This window comes from Vibrio sp. NC2, from assembly GCF_025195005.1.
Lineage (GTDB): Bacteria > Pseudomonadota > Gammaproteobacteria > Enterobacterales > Vibrionaceae > Vibrio > Vibrio splendidus.
Genome location: NZ_JANVFC010000002.1, coordinates 21071 through 37778, shown reverse-complemented (window position 1 = coordinate 37778; position 16708 = coordinate 21071). Strand labels below are relative to the sequence as shown.

General features: G+C 43.9%; 14 protein-coding genes. 5 read left to right on the top strand and 9 right to left on the bottom strand.

Annotated features, from left to right (window positions below; genetic code table 11):
- Positions 1-24 precede the first annotated feature (24 nt).
- On the top strand, positions 25-576 hold the full coding sequence (locus NX845_RS03880; protein WP_065682492.1) for a DUF4174 domain-containing protein: 552 nt from the start codon (positions 25-27) through the stop codon (positions 574-576).
- A 51-nt stretch (positions 577-627) separates the two neighbouring features.
- On the opposite strand, the gene cobA is transcribed toward NX845_RS03880, so the two are convergent.
- From cobA to nirB, 4 genes are all read right to left on the bottom strand, one after another.
- A complete protein-coding gene (gene cobA / locus NX845_RS03875) occupies positions 628-1404 on the bottom strand; it encodes a uroporphyrinogen-III C-methyltransferase (RefSeq protein ID WP_065682491.1) in 777 nt (258 codons plus the stop codon).
- Between the two features lie 296 nt (positions 1405-1700).
- Positions 1701-2516 (bottom strand): formate/nitrite transporter family protein, encoded by an 816-nt coding sequence (locus tag NX845_RS03870; protein WP_017079293.1) that lies wholly within the window; start codon positions 2514-2516, stop codon positions 1701-1703.
- A 123-nt stretch (positions 2517-2639) separates the two neighbouring features.
- Positions 2640-2963 carry a nitrite reductase small subunit NirD gene (gene nirD, locus NX845_RS03865; protein ID WP_004731122.1) on the bottom strand — a complete coding sequence of 108 codons (324 nt, stop codon included), beginning with the start codon at positions 2961-2963 and terminating at the stop codon, positions 2640-2642.
- A gap of 15 nt (positions 2964-2978) precedes the next feature.
- Complete coding sequence (gene nirB, locus NX845_RS03860) at positions 2979-5537, bottom strand: nitrite reductase large subunit NirB (protein WP_017079295.1); 2559 nt, start codon at positions 5535-5537, stop codon at positions 2979-2981.
- 620 nt (positions 5538-6157) lie between these two features.
- On the opposite strand from nirB, the gene NX845_RS03855 reads away from it, so the two are divergent.
- Positions 6158-6613 carry a plastocyanin/azurin family copper-binding protein gene (locus tag NX845_RS03855; protein WP_260256552.1) on the top strand — a complete coding sequence of 152 codons (456 nt, stop codon included), beginning with the start codon at positions 6158-6160 and terminating at the stop codon, positions 6611-6613.
- A 169-nt stretch (positions 6614-6782) separates the two neighbouring features.
- Here NX845_RS03855 and NX845_RS03850 read toward each other — a convergent pair whose 3' ends face one another.
- From NX845_RS03850 to NX845_RS03830, 5 genes are read right to left on the bottom strand one after another with little or no spacing between them, the layout of a single operon-like run.
- Positions 6783-7226 carry a CopD family protein gene (locus tag NX845_RS03850; RefSeq protein ID WP_004731117.1) on the bottom strand — a complete coding sequence of 148 codons (444 nt, stop codon included), beginning with the start codon at positions 7224-7226 and terminating at the stop codon, positions 6783-6785.
- A 9-nt stretch (positions 7227-7235) separates the two neighbouring features.
- Complete coding sequence (locus NX845_RS03845; RefSeq protein ID WP_260256551.1) at positions 7236-9980, bottom strand: arsenate reductase (azurin) large subunit; 2745 nt, start codon at positions 9978-9980, stop codon at positions 7236-7238.
- Positions 9981-10565: an arsenate reductase (azurin) small subunit gene (locus NX845_RS03840; RefSeq protein ID WP_065680018.1), complete on the bottom strand. Its 585-nt coding sequence runs from the start codon at positions 10563-10565 to the stop codon at positions 9981-9983.
- Positions 10562-11728 (bottom strand): cytochrome-c peroxidase, encoded by a 1167-nt coding sequence (locus NX845_RS03835; protein ID WP_260256550.1) that lies wholly within the window; start codon positions 11726-11728, stop codon positions 10562-10564. The genes NX845_RS03840 and NX845_RS03835 overlap by 4 nt, the downstream gene beginning before the upstream one ends.
- Positions 11715-12818 (bottom strand): cytochrome-c peroxidase, encoded by a 1104-nt coding sequence (locus tag NX845_RS03830; protein ID WP_260256549.1) that lies wholly within the window; start codon positions 12816-12818, stop codon positions 11715-11717. Before NX845_RS03830 ends, NX845_RS03835 begins: the two co-directional genes overlap by 14 nt.
- A gap of 137 nt (positions 12819-12955) precedes the next feature.
- Here NX845_RS03830 and NX845_RS03825 point away from each other — a divergent pair, with 137 nt between their 5' ends.
- The 3 genes from NX845_RS03825 to NX845_RS03815 all read left to right on the top strand — a co-directional run bounded on the left by NX845_RS03825 (position 12956) and on the right by NX845_RS03815 (position 16635).
- Positions 12956-14944, top strand: coding sequence for a hypothetical protein (locus NX845_RS03825; protein WP_065682487.1), 1989 nt, complete (start codon positions 12956-12958; stop codon positions 14942-14944).
- Between the two features lie 232 nt (positions 14945-15176).
- Positions 15177-15692, top strand: coding sequence for a sigma-70 family RNA polymerase sigma factor (locus NX845_RS03820; RefSeq protein ID WP_017087539.1), 516 nt, complete (start codon positions 15177-15179; stop codon positions 15690-15692).
- A 4-nt stretch (positions 15693-15696) separates the two neighbouring features.
- Positions 15697-16635 (top strand): FecR domain-containing protein, encoded by a 939-nt coding sequence (locus NX845_RS03815; protein WP_065682518.1) that lies wholly within the window; start codon positions 15697-15699, stop codon positions 16633-16635.
- Positions 16636-16708 lie beyond the last annotated feature (73 nt).

The following is a 16708-nucleotide window of genomic DNA, read 5'->3' as shown; positions in this document are numbered from 1 at the left end:
TGAGTTTATCAAGGAAGGTGGAACATGCAGTACCGACAAATAATCAAATCATACCTTGGCAGCATCACTAATGGCTCAGTATTGCCACGTTGCTGCGCAGCGATAACCAAAGCAATATCCAAACCATTAAAAACTCTATTAACAAGCGCGGTTATGTTTATGATTCTGTCAGTCAACTCGTTACACGCTTACCCAGCCTACTCTCACTCCAAGGCCTTACCGCACCGCAGTGTGATCTATTTTGCGCCGAAGGAGGACTCCGCCGTCAAAGAGTTTCTCAATGAAGTGTTGATCAATAACTGTCAATTGGATGAACGAGACGTGGTTATCATAGTCATCGCGGAAAGCGGCTACACAGTCCCTACTTGGCTTGAAGAAGAATTTAACTTAGAGGCGGTAACCGACAGCTATGGAATACCGAAAGGCTCACATACTGCTGTTTTGATAGGTAAAGACGGAAAAGAAAAGCACCGATGGAATGGGAAGACTGATTGGAACCTTATCACCAACATTATTGATGAGATGCCTATGCGCCAAAAAGAAATGCAGCGACAAAGTAGCCGCTGCAGTATTTGATTCTTAGTCAGCTAAACGGTCGCTTAACACACTAACTTGTAAAATAATCAATTAAGCTTGCTTGTCAAACCAAGCCAATTTTTCATGAAGTTGGGCAACGCTACCTACCACAATCAATGCTGGGCTTTTTGCAACGCTGGCAAGGTTGGCTAGGTCACTCAACCCACCACGGAACACTTTCTGCTCTTGACGCGTACCATTCTCAATAATCGCAACCGGCATGTCTGCTCGCATACCGTTATCCAGCAAGTTTTTCTGAATGTTCGGGCTCTCTTTCAGACCCATGTAAAACACGATCGTGTGATTGTGTTGAGCAAGCGAACGCCAATCAATATCTTCGCCATCTTTCTTTAAGTGGCCAGTAATGAATTGAACGCTTTGTGCGTGATCTCGATGTGTCAGCGGAATACCCGCGTAAGCAGTCGCCCCTGCAGCTGCGGTGATACCGGGTACCACTTCAAATCTCACGCCGTTTTCAGCCAGAGTTTCACACTCTTCACCACCACGACCAAAGATAAACGAATCACCACCCTTTAGACGGACAACGTGCTTGTTTTCTTGTGCTTTGGTCACCAATAATTGGTTGATCTGATCTTGTGGTACACAGTGATGATCGAGCTTTTTCCCCACATACAGCATTTCTGCATCGGAGTTAGCCATTGCCAAGATATCTTTAGATACTAAGCGGTCATAAACGACCACATCAGCCTGTTGAATAACGCGTGCCGCTTTTAGGGTAAGTAAGTCTGGGTCACCAGGGCCCGCGCCTACTAATGAAACCAATCCCTTGGTTACTTCTTTAACATTCGATGACGATACTTCTGACATGCTGTGCTCCGAAGGTTTGCTTGTTTTATCTCAAGCTTCAATCTATGTGATAAGTCACTGTATTCATGATGACTTATCCAAATCCTTAACCCTTAGACTATCAGGTGTTGAGCTAAATATTCAGTCTAAATACTAACGAAGATAGAAGTAATTATAACAAAACAGTCTATTGCAGCTATTTTACTCAATAAAAATCAACGCATTGATGATGTTTAAGGCTTTCGAACTAAAAAAGCCCCAAACATGTTGTTGGGGCTCTTAATCTCATACTAAATTACGTTTCACCGTATTCAGAATTACTTAGCACCTAAAGAAGGAGCGGTTCTAGCGTGTGTTAGGAACAAAGGTACACATGTTAAGAACAAACCACCTACGATGTTACCTAGGATTGTTGGGATAAGGTTGAAGTTCAACCATGTCGCGATACCGAAATCAGCGCCTAGAATCATACCCAGTGGGAATAGGAACATGTTTACTACTGTATGCTCGAATACTAGTGCAAAGAAGATAAAGATTGGGAACCACATCATTGCGACACGACCAGACACTGTACGTGCTGTCATGTTACCAATCACACCTAGACAAACCATTAGGTTACAGAAGATGCCGCGTACGAAACACGTGATCCAGCCGTCCATACCCATGTTTTCAAAACCTAGGCTGCGACCAGTAGAAACAGCGATGAATTTCTGCGCTACTGCATTTGGTTCTAGAGAGAAATTACCCGTTAATGAGATAGCAACCAGTACCGCAACGATTAGAGAACCGATAAGGTTACCAAGGCCAACAATACCCCAACAACGCAGTACACGCCCCCAAGTCACACCTGGGCGGTTATCGAATTTCGCTAAAGGTGCAAGGCCGAATACGCCCGTTACTAAGTCGTAACCCATTACACTTAGAATCACGAAGCCTACTGGGAACACAAGAGCGCCAACGATGCCGATACCTGTTTGCACGATAGCCGTGATTGCTACAACAACGGCTAGAGAAAGAATGATGCCTGCCATTGTGCTTCGAATCAGAAGATCACGAGTACTCGTTTTCGTTTTCGCTTCACCCACATCGATCATCGTTTGAACGAATTCAGCTGGTTTAAAATCAGGAGACATAAGGTTGTCCTTAAAAAGTTAAAATTAAAAGTTAAAATCGGATAGGAAAAGGTTCTAGTTGCCGAACTAAGGCAATGTCGATAACTAGAACCCTTGATCTATCAAATCTTGTTACGTATTCGATTATGCTGAGATTTCAACAGCACCTTTGGTAATACGAGCTTTATACGCTTTCACGCTGAAGTTCTCGTCTTCCATGCACACACCTGTTGCTAGGTTAAAGCGTTGCTTCTTAAGTGGGCTCGCCACCCAAAGCTCACCTTTGTGCTCAACCGTTAAACCGCGAGATAAAACGTTTGATTGGAAAAACGGGTCAGTATTACTAATAGCGAACACTTCTTCGGCTTTAGTTGGGCGGAAAATAGCAACTTGCTCACCACCAACCAATGCACAAACACCGGTACCTGGAATAATATCTTCGATCTTACAAACTTTGGTAAATGCCATGATGTCGTCTCCCAATTAAACCAGTTCAACGTGAAGGATGTCGCCCTTCGCTTCTGGGTGTTTTTCTGTAAATGTTGCTGGGCGGTGTTGTTCACGGCCATCGTCAACAAACACAACGTTTTCATCACGGTCATCAGCATTGATGAAGTGTGAGAAGCGCTTAAGTTGAGCTTCATCGTTGATAGTGTCAGTCCACTCACAAGCGAAGTTACCCACGAGGCCAGCCACGTCAGCTTCAAGCTGGTCGTTAATGCCAAGTTTGTTATCAACAATCACTTCACGTAGGTAGTCAACGCCGCCTTCTAGATTGTCCATCCATACCGAAGTACGTTGTAGTGGCGCAGCCGTGCGGATGTAAAACATCATGAAACGGTCGATGTATTTCAGCAGTGTTTCTTGGTCTAGGTCGCTTGCCAGTAAGTCTGCGTGACGAGGCTTCATACCACCGTTGCCACACACATACATGTTCCAACCAGCGTCCGTTGCGATAATACCTAAATCTTTACCTTGAGCTTCAGCACACTCACGAGTACAGCCAGACACACCGAACTTCATCTTATGAGGAGTACGGATGCCTTTGTAACGGTTCTCGATCATCACGCCTAGGCCAACTGAATCTTGAACGCCGTAACGACACCAAGTTGAACCAACACATGTCTTAGCCATACGAAGTGCTTTTGCGTAAGCTTGACCCGTTTCGTAACCTGCAGCGATTAACTTCTTCCAGATTGCTGGTAAGTCATCTTTCTGAGCACCGAATAGACCGATACGTTGTGCTCCAGTGATCTTCGTATATAGGTTGTATTCAGCCGCAACATCCGCAAGAACGCTTAGAGCTTGAGGCGTTACTTCGCCACCTGCCATGCGAGGGATAACCGAGTAAGTACCATCTTTCTGAATGTTACCTAAGAAGTTGTCGTTGGTATCGTGCAGTTTTACTAGCTCAGGCTTAAGGATGTGGTCACCCCAGCAAGAAGCAAGGATAGAACCCGCTAGAGGCTTACATACTTCACAGCCGTAGCCTTTACCGTATTTCTCAAGTAGCTCGTCGAATGTTTTGATTTCTTCGATACGAATCAGGTGGAAAAGCTCTTGGCGAGAGTAAGCAAAGTGCTCACAAACGTCGTTCTTCACTTCTACACCCGCTTTTGCAAGTTCAGCGTTTAGCACAGAAGTCACAAGCGGAATACAACCACCACAACCTGTACCTGCACCAGTGACTGCTTTGATATCACCGATGGTATGGTGACCTTCAGCGACCGCTTGAGCGATCTTGCCTTTGGTTACGTCGAAACAAGAACAGATAACGGCAGTTTCCGGTAGTGAATCAGCGCCAAGCGTTGGTTTTTCACCACCAGCGTGTGCTGGAAGAATCAATGCATCTGGGTGTTCTGGTAGGTCAATTTCGTTCAACATAAGTTGAAGAAGGTCACCGTAATCAGAAGTATCGCCAACCATTACTGCGCCAAGCAGTTTCTTGTTGTCTTCAGAAACGATTAAGCGTTTGTAAACTTCTTGCTCTTCGTTTTGGTAAACGTAGCTTTTACAACCAGGAGTACGACCGTTTGCATCACCGATTGAACCTACTTTCACGCCCAGAAGCTTAAGCTTCGCAGACATGTCAGCACCTTCAAATGTGCTTTCGTTACCAACAACGTGGTCAACGGCAACTGTCGCCATCTTGTAACCAGGAGCCACTAGCCCGTAGAACGTTTGGTTCCAAGACGCACACTCACCGATTGCGTAGATATCTTTGTCTGTCGTTTGACAGTGATCGTTGATCTCGATACCACCGCGAGGCGCAATACCTAGACCCATTTGACGAGCAAGTTTGTCTTGTGGGCGAATACCAGCAGAGAATACGATGAAATCAGTTTCTAGCTCAGTGCCGTCTGCAAAACGCATCACGTTACGAGCTTCAGTGCCTTCAGGAGCAATTTCAAGCGTGTTCTTGCTTGTATGGACATTGACACCCATACGTTCGATCTTTTGACGAAGCTGATTACCACCTGCAAGATCAAGCTGCTCTGCCATAAGCTTTGGAGCAAACTCAACAACGTGAGTGGTTACGCCAAGCGCTTTAAGTGCGCCTGCTGCTTCAAGGCCAAGTAAACCACCACCAACAACAACACCAGATTTAGAATTCTTAGCGGTCGCTTCGATAGCTTTTAAGTCTTCGATAGTACGGTAAACAAAACAGTCTTTGCCTTCGTGGCCTTTAATCGGCGGTACGAATGGGAAAGAACCCGTAGCAAGGATAAGCTTGTCGTATTGAATTTCACGACCAGTGCTTGAGTAAACTGTTTTCTTTTCACGGTTAACGTTGATAGCACGTTCGCCGATCAGCATATTGATGCCGTGTTTCTCGTAGAAACCTTCTTTAACTAAAGAAAGTTCATCTGCAGTGTGGTGTGAAAAGTAAGAAGAAAGGTGAACACGGTCATACGCAACACGTGGTTCTTCACAGAACACCGTAATGTCCATGTTTGCAACATCTGTCTTCTCGACTAAATCTTCGATATAGCGATGGCCTACCATCCCGTTACCGATTACGACTAGCTTCATCTTGCTCATAAGAATTCCTGAAGGTTATATATTTCTTAACTACACGAATAATGAATTATGAAAGAAAATGAAAATATGATGTAAATCAATTACGAAAACGAACTACCCGAAAGGGGTAGAACAAAAGAGGTAGATCTGCTTATTTATCGAGCTAAGCAAACGAATAACCTTGGTTTTGATAGGGTTTAGCGGGATTTTATATACACTTTGGCGCACTAGAAAGAGTGTTGTAAAATTTCACAATAGGTTAGCAATGACGTAAGTAAATGACAATCATTTTCATTTACTAACTTAACACAACGTTAAAACTTACGTTAATTTCCAAATTCATGAAGAACTATGTGCAGTTATGAAAGGGTTTTGCCGAATGAATGATCAAAAAATGAACATTGAATCATAATGTCATCCATTTTATTAAATCCGAATCGTGACAAACAACTCGCAAAATGTCCTTAGATTATTAACGAGCCTTGAAGACAAAGCTTTCCCAGTTATCAAACTGTTAATTTAATTGATCCAGCACATATAGCGTTCAAATTCACCGAAGCTATATCAAATCAAGCTTTCAACCAAACGGTGAATAAATTAAAATTATTGGAAATAATTCTCATTTGATAGAGCCAACTACTATGCGTGTACTTCTACTGATCTTAACTATCATTGCCACTCCTGCACTTGCTGAAACAAAAGTCATCAAACAAGTGATGGACATGAATTCTGAAAACATCGACAAGATGTATCAATTCATTCCTGATTACGTAGAAATCGACCCTGGTGACAAGGTGCTTTTTAAAGGAACCGTTGGCTCTCATACTGCTCATAGCATTCAAGGGATGCTTCCTGACGGAGCTAAACCTCTTATGATATCCGGGTCAAACGCTCAGGAAGTCACTTTTGATAAGCCCGGTGTGTACGGAATCAAATGTAAAGTGCACCACAGACACGGAATGGTGGCGCTAGTGGTCGTGGGTGACCCAAATGTTAACTTAGAAGAAGCTCGCACTGCAGCCAAAAAACGTGTGAGTCGCCGAGCTCAGAAGAAGATGCAAGGCTTGCTCGATCAAGCAGAGCAAAAGGTTCAATAACCTTTGTCCCTACTTTTAAAGCACCGACTCTCCATTTGGTATTGAGATAGGAATGCCTGTCTGAAAACGGTTTTCGGGAGTCAGTAACAAGAAACAGCGCCGAATTAGCGCTGTTTCTTGTTATCTACTTAGACATGGTCAAATATTCCGCACTAAACGTACAAACATATCAAACTAGCCACCCCGTTCTGAATGAAACTCCGACAACCACAAACAAAATTGAAATAATAGTCACTGGCACAATGTGCAGCGCCATATCAACCAAGTTGTCCTTCGATAGTTTTGGAATCACACGAAAGCGTGCGTCTAGGGCTAGCAATACCGTCAGAGACAGCAACGTCAATTTAGCGGCAATGCCATGAGCCAATGGAATCGACATATCAAACCATAAGCTAACGTCCGGCAACATGTGATAAGCGAGCATCAACCCGGTCACCACTTGAACTACCAAAGCAGGCATTCCCACCTTTTCGTACCCTTGCTCGAATTCCAACAACATTTCTGGAGAACGGTGTTTCAAGACTTTAGGAAGGATAACGACGCTGAGAATAATGTGCCCTCCCGTCCAAATGGTGGCAGCCAATACATGCAAAACCAATAATACGCCAAACATAAACTTCCCTTACACAATGTTACGTGGTGCAAAGGAGAATCCTTCAAACTCACGCTTATATTTTGATTCACCAATTTTCTTTATTTTGGCGACGCCCATTTTGTAGTTGTAGTTACCACTGATTTGGTCAACTACCATTGTTGTTAAAGCATTCGCTGGGTTCTTCATGTCCATCATATTGCAATACAACACACCTTTTTTCGTGGCTGAGGTGACAATCGCAACGGCTTTAATCTCCGCGTAATCCAGTTGAATGTGACCATTTTTCATTAAGTTACTAAACTGGAAATCGTCTGATTCGATACCCAGAATCGTATCCTTAAAATTGGCCACCCGCTCCGAATACACCAGTACTTCATCTCCGGCTTCTATGCCCCGTTTTTCCGCATCTTCTGGGTGTACTTCAATCCAGTTTTCAGGCCAACGATGCGTGATGTAAGGCCTGCGCTCGGTATCATCAAACCCTGACTGCCAAATTTCGTTAATACGACCATTCGAAAACCATAACTCGTCCTGTTTTGGGGTAAGCCAAGCGTGGAAATCACTGAACAGATCCCAAGGGTGCTTTTGAAGATTGACCTTCCCCGTCTGACTATTAAATTGAGTGAGCTGTTTACGCATAATATTGGCGCCTTGAGGCCCATCTTGCAGCCCTTTGTCGACCAGATCACCCCAACTCATTTCAGTGTCATGTAGGCGCTTAGTGCCAATCAGCTTTTTGGTATCATAGTTATAAAAAACAGGCCCTTGAATCCCTTCAGTACCAAATTCAGCGAGCTTTTGATGAAGAGTTTTTCCTTCAGCATGTGCTGCAACTTTAATCATATTGAAATCTTTACGGCTACCACGGCTAAATCGTGATGACTCTTCAGCTACGTCATTTGAGTTTTGCCAATCAAACCCGTCGTACCCCATTCGCGAAGCCATTTGAGCAACGATCCACCAGTCTGGCTTAGCCTGACCCGGCGCATCAGCGAACTGTTGGTAAAGGCGCAGCCGACGCTCACCATTAGCACGCATGAAATCCTCTTCCCCCCAAGTCGCGGCCGGAAAGATGATATCGGCAAACTGTTTACCTATAGGATCACGTAAGTAAATATCTTGATTGATGACGACCATTCCACCAGAATCTGCACGCTTTTTGAGTGTATCTATAATGTGCTGTTTATCACGTCGCGTCGCTTGGTGAGGATTACGTGTGGTTAAATCGGTGAATTTCTCTTTCAACCCATAGCTGCCACACATAGCTTGAATCCATGTCGTACCAATGACATGGGCCATACGGGTATGCCCAGAATAGAGATATCTATCGGTGTCTATTGAGCGTCTGCGTCTGCCTGCGACTTTTTCAGGTGACTTGTTCCTTGGTAGTTTCCCACCGGCTAGTCCACCACGTTGATGCCCACCAAATCGACCAATCACACGCCCTTCTCGGCCACCAGTACCGATTATCGTTGCAAGGGAGGCGATGGCGTTGGTATTCCCGGTATTATTCGACCAATAAAAGCCCTTCTCTATACCAATTGAGGCTTTAACTCGTTGACCGTTGACTGGCATTGCCAACATCTCAGCGGCTTTGTGGATCTTCTCCACATCAATACCCGCTATCGAAGCGGCATACTCAGGTGCGTACTCTTTCTGCTCCAAATTCCATTGCTTATAATCATCAAAGCCATTCGTTTGGAATTTGCCCCAAGTGGTTCTCCATTGCCATGGCGTATTACGAGTACCCTGACCAAAACCTGAGCTCGATTCCCATTTATTATTGACCCAGTTTTCAATCCACTCATTGTCTTGCCAGCCTTGCTCTAAGATCACTCGAGCAATTGCACCAATCACAAGATTATCGCTACCGGGATTAATATCGAGGTGCAATCCACCTTGAGCTTTAAGCCAGGCTATTCCAGCAGTTTCACGAGGGTTCAAAATCACGGTTTTCATCCCACGATGCACCGCTGGCATAATAAACTGCGTAAAGATGATGGTTTTTGTCTCATACGGATCTGTTCCGCAGATCATCAAAGTATCTGCCGCGCCCCAATCATCATAACTTGGAGCAAAATTATCAAAACCCGCATCTCGAAATCCTGGGGTTGCGGTGACATCTGACGGCGTATCATGAAACGAAAAATTCGCGGTATTGACATGACGCAATGCATACTTTGTTATCGCATAGGTGTTTTCAATATACTGATAGGAATAGGTTTTTACGCAGTAACTGTTCGAACCGTGCGTATCAATCACATGACGGCCGACTTGGGCTGCTATATCCAACGCAAAATCCCATTCTACCGGCTGTAACTGACCGTTAATTCGAACAAGTGGTTGCTTCAATCGATCTTTGGTTGGTGTTTCTGGGTTATAAAGCTTTCTTGCGAGCAGTCCACCACGAACCGAAGAGTCACCGCCTTTATTGACGACCTGTATGTCTTTGTCTGCCACTACAACCACATGGTGTGGTTTGCCATTATGCGAAATAATATTATGTTGCTGTGGCGAAACCCAAGCTTGCAAAGCATGAACCGGGAAATCGACACCAAATGCATTTTCACTTGCAGCAGGGCCACCGGAAGGGCTACTCACGGGCCAGCGATAAACCTTATAACCACACGCAACAATACAATAGTCACACGCTGTTGTGATGACTTCCGCACTAGCAGGTGGCAGTAATGTACTAGTCGGTTGCAGATACTGGCTGTTTAAAGCTGATTTATCGTTTACAGCCAATTTATCGTTAAAAGAAAATTGAGTCATCTAGCTAACCTCCACATCGATCAGATTTTCCATTCGACCAAAGATCAACCCCATAACCCCGACCGCATAGATATCATCACCTTCTAGCTCCAGCAGTACTTGAGGTAAGCTCTCAAAGGCTTGACCAGAAACCATAATGCCATGACGTCGTAAATCAAATGTAGACAAGTGGAATGGACACTGCCCGACAATGCGATGCTCCCCTGTTGCTTTATAAGCACCGGTTAAAGGCCCACCTTGATGAGTACACGTCATCGAGTACGCCACAATATCTCGCTGTAACCCTATCCCACCGCCACATTCGATGTCGGATTTAACCAGCATCGCAATCGAGTTTTTTCCTTCATCTGGATATTGAAAGTGAACCGGAATGTGGTTACTGAGTTGACTTAACTTTGCGATTTTCTTACGCGGGTAACCGACAATACGACCTTCTACCTGAGTTTCAGAATCAGTCCCTGCAAATAAGGTCAGAGGAACCATAGAGACGGCAGTGGCTGCGCCGGAATAAAGTAAAAAATCACGTCGTGACATCATGCATTTGTTGTGTCGTTTACTCGAATTTTGCTCTGAGTTGGCGATCATTTCTCTGCTCCAGCAAGTTCTTCTTTAGTAAATAGCGGTTGGTATTCTGGAATGGTTGGCTCTTCAATAAAAATCTGTTCACCTGAAAATGCTTCGATAAAACTCAGTAAGTTTTTTTTATCTTGCTCCGTTAAACCGAGAGGTTGGATCAAAGCAGATTTGGTTTTAGGGTACCCAGTAGTGCGCCCGTCATCCGCCACACCACCTCGATCGTAAAAATCGATCACCGCTTCTAAAGTTGGAATAGTGCCATTGTGCATGTAAGGCGCTGTGTATTTTGTATAACGTAGGCTTGGCGTGCGAAACTTACCAAACATCTCTTTACGTTTAGCACGAAAGTAAGCACCGGGATCGGCCTTTGTAGTGCGGTACATCTCTTCGGTGACACCTTTAGAATAAAGCTCAAATCGAAACGTTATCTGTGCCAGTCCATCATCATTCCACCAAGGGCTTGGCGGCACGCCAATGTTGTAGAATTTCTGGTCAGATGCCAAAGCCCCGTTGTGACAAGCAATGCAATTCGCTTTGCCCTCAAACAGTGCTTTACCCTTCAATTGGGACTCAGACAAAGCGTTTTTGTCACCGAGTAAATAGTTGTCTATTGGTGTGTCACGTTGAATCATCGTACGTTCAAACGCGGCTATAGCGCGCCAAGCGTTGTGTATTTTCGGAGTATCATCACCAAACACTCGCTTAAAACGTTCAACATACTCAGGTACTAACGCTAAACGCGCTTCCATGATGTCATCTTCACCATTACCCGCGACCGCGCCCTTCGCAGCATCTTTGGCTTGCGCTTCCAATGACATAGCGCTGCCCGCCCAGAAAAATTTGTCATAATAAGCCGCATTAATAATCGTTTGGCTATTACGCCAATGTACCGTACCCGGATATCCCATGGATAAGTCATCAGGAAAACCCCAACCCTGAGATTGAATATGGCAACCAGCACATGGGCTAGTCGTATCGCCACTTAGCCGACCGTCATAAAATAAGATCTTTCCCAACTCTATTTTTTCGGGTGTTTGTTTATTATCCGCAGGCACAGGCACCTCACCTAGAGGCTCAAGCTGTACTCTTGCATTAACAACATTGGGAAGCCCCGTCATCCCAATAAGAATAAAGAGTGCTGCCTTTAATACAGAGCGCTTAGTTACGAGCATTTGACCAATCCTCCGTGTATTCGTAACCGAAGTCATAGTCTAACCATTCGTATTCTTCGCCTATAAGGGCGTCTCCAGATAACGATTCCAAAAAAGCCACTAGCGCCTTTTTTTCATAGTCCGTTAGGGAAAGCGTGGTGACTCGAGAGTCTTTGTTTGAGTCTTCGCCACCACCTTGATTATAAAATTCAACCACATCTTCAAGCGTGGCAAGCATGCCATTGTGCATATACGGCGCAGTTTGAGTGAGCTCTCGCAGCGTTGGCGTTATGAACTTACCGCGATCGCTACCATCCGCTTTATGAGTTTGAACATGCGCACCAACATCGCGCTTTAACGTTAAGTAATCTTGCACACCCATAAACATGTTGTAGGCAAGAAAAGATTGATGTCGCATTGGGTCTAAAAATATCTCATGATTTTCTGGCACTCCGGTATTGTGTGCCTTTCCATCCGAAAATAGAGCACCACGATGGCATTGGCTGCACCCCGCTTTGCCTGTGAACAGCTTTTCTCCCTGGCTCGCTAAGTCGCTAAGCTCACCCTTGTCAAAAGGGACGTTTTTCGAAGTCAATGTTTTTAGGTATTCAGGCAGAGCTTTGCGTACTCCGCCATTTGACGGTTCTCCAAGATTGGCCGCTTTAAACATCTCGACGTATATTGGGTCTTGTTTGAGGCGTTCCTGCATCAAACGCATGTCCATATTCATCAGCCAGTCTTCAGTGATATTCTCCCGCACCACATCGTTTAGGTTGGTGCCAATACGACCATCGTGAAACCACACCTCTTTATAGGCTGTATTAATAAGTGTTGGAGCATTGCGAAATCCATCACTCCCCGTATAGGCAGGACTCAACGGTTCAGGGTAAGAAAAACCATTAGATGGAATGTGGCAACTGGAGCACGATATCGAGTCGTCCCCGGACAAGCGCGTATCAAAAAACAGTCGTTTACCGAGTTCTGCTTGAGCTGGATCGACATCTAAAGGAGGCAAAGCAGCATGTAAATTCATCGTAAAAAAGGAGCACAATACTACGCAGACTTTTCGAGCGAAGCTTTGAAGTGTGGACTGTGCTCGTAAAACACTCATCGGCATTCCTTTTTAAGGATCATTATCAATGAAGCCTATTATTAACACGTGAAACATTAAAGATATGATTAGGATCATACAATTCGGAATGATAAGAGTTATTATTCAAACTTGTTAGTTCAGTGGTACTAAAACCTATGTCTCTCGATAAATTCCTTCTCTGTGTCGAACATACCTATCTTGCTGGGAACGTATCCGATCAAATTCTAGCAACTCAGTTTCTCGCTCAATTTTCGCAAACTAAACACCTCTTGCTTACAGGTTTAGAATCCAACGTTGTAGATGTTGTTATCACAAGCCTAGAATGTTTAGCTCAAGACAAGCATGCTCCTATCAAAGACATCATCCACTGCTTTCAACAGTGGGATGACAGCGAAGTAAAACTAGCCGCATTGAATGCTATTGAGCACAACAACGATTCAGAACAAGCGAAGGGATTATTGATAGACGTCGTTTGTGACGATATCGATTACTGGGAAGGTGAATGGAATGATGGTGATGATATCCGTTTGAATGCTGCACGTATTTTGGATAACCATGAACTTAATTTAGATTACATTCAAGCGAGTCGTTTACTGCCCCTGCTTCGAAGTGACCCTGAGCCTGATGTTCAGGTCAAACTAGTCTCAGTGCTATCGCGTCACTCACCGGCACTACTTAAAGAGAACTTTGCAGTAACGCGCACAAGTGATATGCGTATGTTATTGAAAAGCACACCGGATAAAATAACGTTATTCAAAGCCACGCAACACCAAGATCTACGTTGCCAGCAAATCGCCTTTCAACGCCTGTCTCAAATGAACAGTCGTGAGTATTTGCAAATGTTTTTAACTGGCCTTTCGCACTTAGACCCACTGATAAGACAAACATCTCTCAGTACATTGGAAAAATGGAATTACCAAGTCGACATTAAGTACCTTGGTCAGAACGACTTATTGCAAGAAATTCCAATCGATATCCTTTCGGCACTGCTTAGCGACAATCACAAGCAACAACTCGTGAATCAATGGCAAGATAAACGGCACCTCTCTCATTCAATAACGGCGATACTTCTGTTAATCTCGAGCTTAAACCCGCAGAGTAAACAAGCCCAACTTAGAAGCTTTATGTCAGTCTTTTATGAGAAGTTTTCGAGCTTAGACGAAGCGACTCAACTTGATTGCTTGAATGTTTTACTAAGTGACATATCACAAACCCTAAGCCTTGCCTTTATCCGTCAGCAACTGCAATCGGGCACTTGCAGCAATTCAGTGAGGCGACAACTCATTGATCACCTATCTCATACTCTAGCACCGAGTTCTCAGGCCTATCTAAAAGAGCTCATAGTCGACTTACCTGCAATTATTACAACCAATCAAACAGAAAGAGAAACGGCGACAACAGAATTACCACATCGAGAACTTGACGGTCCGAATGATGACTCTAGTGCCACACAGCCTCCTATCACTTCCACGCTTGATTCGTTGAGGCAATCAGCGCATTCAAAACCTTCAACAAAACATGCTCGAACCAAACGAGTTGCAATCGAAAGCTTGTCAAACCTAGCGTTAGCGATTGAATACTGTCAAGACAAGCAATATCTGATGGAGCTTTGCTCTATTGAAAAACTGACCAACCTATCCAACGCTGAATTTCACGCGCTAGTCATTGCCTTGCGTTGTCATCATATCAACTTGACTGACGTTGAGACGCCCTACTTCAACCACTCGGTATTAGATCTAGTCTTGAATGATGATTGTTCCAACCTCGAAAGTATCATCGATTGGCTTGGCATTCTCTGGATCGATCAACACCGTTTACAATTAATAGCCTCTGAAAGCCTCCCTCTACAAGTCTGTTTAGTGCGATATACCACTGACGAAACAGAATTACTCGGGCTACTAAAGCACCCTTATATTGGTATCCAAATCGCGGCGCTGAAGCAATTAAAACAGTCTGGTGGTTGCTCACATGAAGAGCTAGTTAGCTTGATCTTAAAAGAACCCGTACTTTATCCTCAAATCTCTCTTTTTGATGCCAATACAGTCTACAACGTACTTGCTGAGAAAATCCAAGGTTCACCTTCAATAGCTCTACAAGCTGCCCTTGCGTTTCTAGGTGCGACAGATATTGATATGACTCATTGACCAATGCATTAAGCATTAAGCATCAATTCTGGAATCCTATAATTTGGGGTAATGTTATGCCCCCTCAACCAGACTACGCTTAAATCAACCTTGCATCCTTTTTAATCACTTAACAAAATTAAATACATTTATAAAATATTTATGTAGCACATATTTGCATTTCTGATATATTTCTCAATCCGTAATGATAACAGTTATCATTACGATTCGAATTACTAGGGAGTATCAGGCAATGACATTAACAAGCCCTGCCAATATGGAACGTATAGACAATATGTACCAAGAGCATTATGGCTGGCTTTCGATATTTATTAGGCGCCGTTTAGGTTGTCCGGATACCACTGCGGACTTAGTTCAAGACACCTACCTCCGTTTACTGACTCGCGGAAAATTACCAGAATATAAAGATTCACGTAAATACCTGACCCATATAGCCAAAGGTCTAGTGATCGATTTGTATCGTCGGAAACGAGTTGAATCGGCCTATCTCGAACTGATCGAAAGCGAACCATTACAAATTACTGGCTCGCCAGAAAACCATACAATAGTAGTAGAAGCTTTAGTTGAGATTGACTCTCTGTTGCACCGGTTACCTATAAAATCTCGCCAAGCCTTGTTGATGCGTCAGATAGAAGGAAAGAGTTACAAAGTTATCGCAGAAGAACTGCAAGTCTCTATCTCTTCTGTCGAAAAGTATGTAGCTAAAGCCTTACAAGGTTGTATGCTAGCTATGTTAGACGATGCGTAATCCTATGCACAAGCTAACACGAGAAACCTTAACAGAAGCGTCAAACTGGATGGCTCGTCTATGGGCAGATGATGTCACACAACAAGACCAAGATGCCTTCCTTTGCTGGAAGAACGCTCATCCGCAGAATGCCGAAGCATGGAAAAAACTAGAACTAATACAAAGTAAGTTTGCAAACGTTCCTCAATCGGATATTAGCCGACAAATCTTGACTCCGAAGAAATCGGCTCTTTCTAGGCGAGATATGCTTATATTAAGTGGTCTTTCCTTCACTAGTCTAGTTGTTGGTATATCGACTTATCGAACAGCACCTAAAGGTGTTGAGTATGCAACTGCCACTGGTGAAATGAAATCAGTAATTTTATCCGATGGCACCGAGATCGCACTCAATACCGCTTCGCAGATCTATGTCGAGTTTAACCAACACCACCGCCAATTACATCTAGTTACAGGTGAGGTGTTGATTACAAATTCACACCATAGAACACCTCTATCTGTCTCGACTATTCAAGGTCGAGTACTACCTCTAGGGACACAATTCACAGTTCGCGAACATGATGCCGCCACCGAAGTGTGCGTTTACGAAGGAGAAGTGAAATTGCAACCGATGCTAGGAATGGGGACTTCCCATATTTTGGCAGGCCATCAGGCAAGCTTCAACCGACGTACAGTTTCCAGTATTGAAAGAAATAAAAGTACCGGAGCACTGTGGTTATCTCAAAAGATATTAGCCGAAGCTACGCCTTTAATTGAGTTCATAAACGAGTTATCTCGGTACCGTCGTGGAATACTCAATATTGACCCTTCATTGAAAGATTTGAAACTGACCGGTATTTTTTCTACGAGCAATATCGACCAAACACTATATAACATCAGTCAGATCTTACCTATCAAAATTCAATACCGCACACCTTTATGGGTCACCATTAAACCTAAATATTGAAACTAAATCGTATAAACATTACGGATTTAAATTATTCATCCGGTGTATCAGACAGTTAAGCGAGTCTAAATAC

What these genes read in the sequence shown, in the direction of transcription:
- NX845_RS03880 (WP_065682492.1), top strand. Translation starts at nt 25, where the DNA reads ATGCAGTACCGACAAATAATCAAATCATACCTTGGCAGCATCACTAAT.
- cobA (WP_065682491.1), bottom strand. Translation starts at nt 1,404, where the DNA reads ATGTCAGAAGTATCGTCATCGAATGTTAAAGAAGTAACCAAGGGATTG.
- NX845_RS03870 (WP_017079293.1), bottom strand. Translation starts at nt 2,516, where the DNA reads ATGTCTCCTGATTTTAAACCAGCTGAATTCGTTCAAACGATGATCGAT.
- nirD (WP_004731122.1), bottom strand. Translation starts at nt 2,963, where the DNA reads ATGGCATTTACCAAAGTTTGTAAGATCGAAGATATTATTCCAGGTACC.
- nirB (WP_017079295.1), bottom strand. Translation starts at nt 5,537, where the DNA reads ATGAGCAAGATGAAGCTAGTCGTAATCGGTAACGGGATGGTAGGCCAT.
- NX845_RS03855 (WP_260256552.1), top strand. Translation starts at nt 6,158, where the DNA reads ATGCGTGTACTTCTACTGATCTTAACTATCATTGCCACTCCTGCACTT.
- NX845_RS03850 (WP_004731117.1), bottom strand. Translation starts at nt 7,226, where the DNA reads ATGTTTGGCGTATTATTGGTTTTGCATGTATTGGCTGCCACCATTTGG.
- NX845_RS03845 (WP_260256551.1), bottom strand. Translation starts at nt 9,980, where the DNA reads ATGACTCAATTTTCTTTTAACGATAAATTGGCTGTAAACGATAAATCA.
- NX845_RS03840 (WP_065680018.1), bottom strand. Translation starts at nt 10,565, where the DNA reads ATGATCGCCAACTCAGAGCAAAATTCGAGTAAACGACACAACAAATGC.
- NX845_RS03835 (WP_260256550.1), bottom strand. Translation starts at nt 11,728, where the DNA reads ATGCTCGTAACTAAGCGCTCTGTATTAAAGGCAGCACTCTTTATTCTT.
- NX845_RS03830 (WP_260256549.1), bottom strand. Translation starts at nt 12,818, where the DNA reads ATGAGTGTTTTACGAGCACAGTCCACACTTCAAAGCTTCGCTCGAAAA.
- NX845_RS03825 (WP_065682487.1), top strand. Translation starts at nt 12,956, where the DNA reads ATGTCTCTCGATAAATTCCTTCTCTGTGTCGAACATACCTATCTTGCT.
- NX845_RS03820 (WP_017087539.1), top strand. Translation starts at nt 15,177, where the DNA reads ATGACATTAACAAGCCCTGCCAATATGGAACGTATAGACAATATGTAC.
- NX845_RS03815 (WP_065682518.1), top strand. Translation starts at nt 15,697, where the DNA reads ATGCACAAGCTAACACGAGAAACCTTAACAGAAGCGTCAAACTGGATG.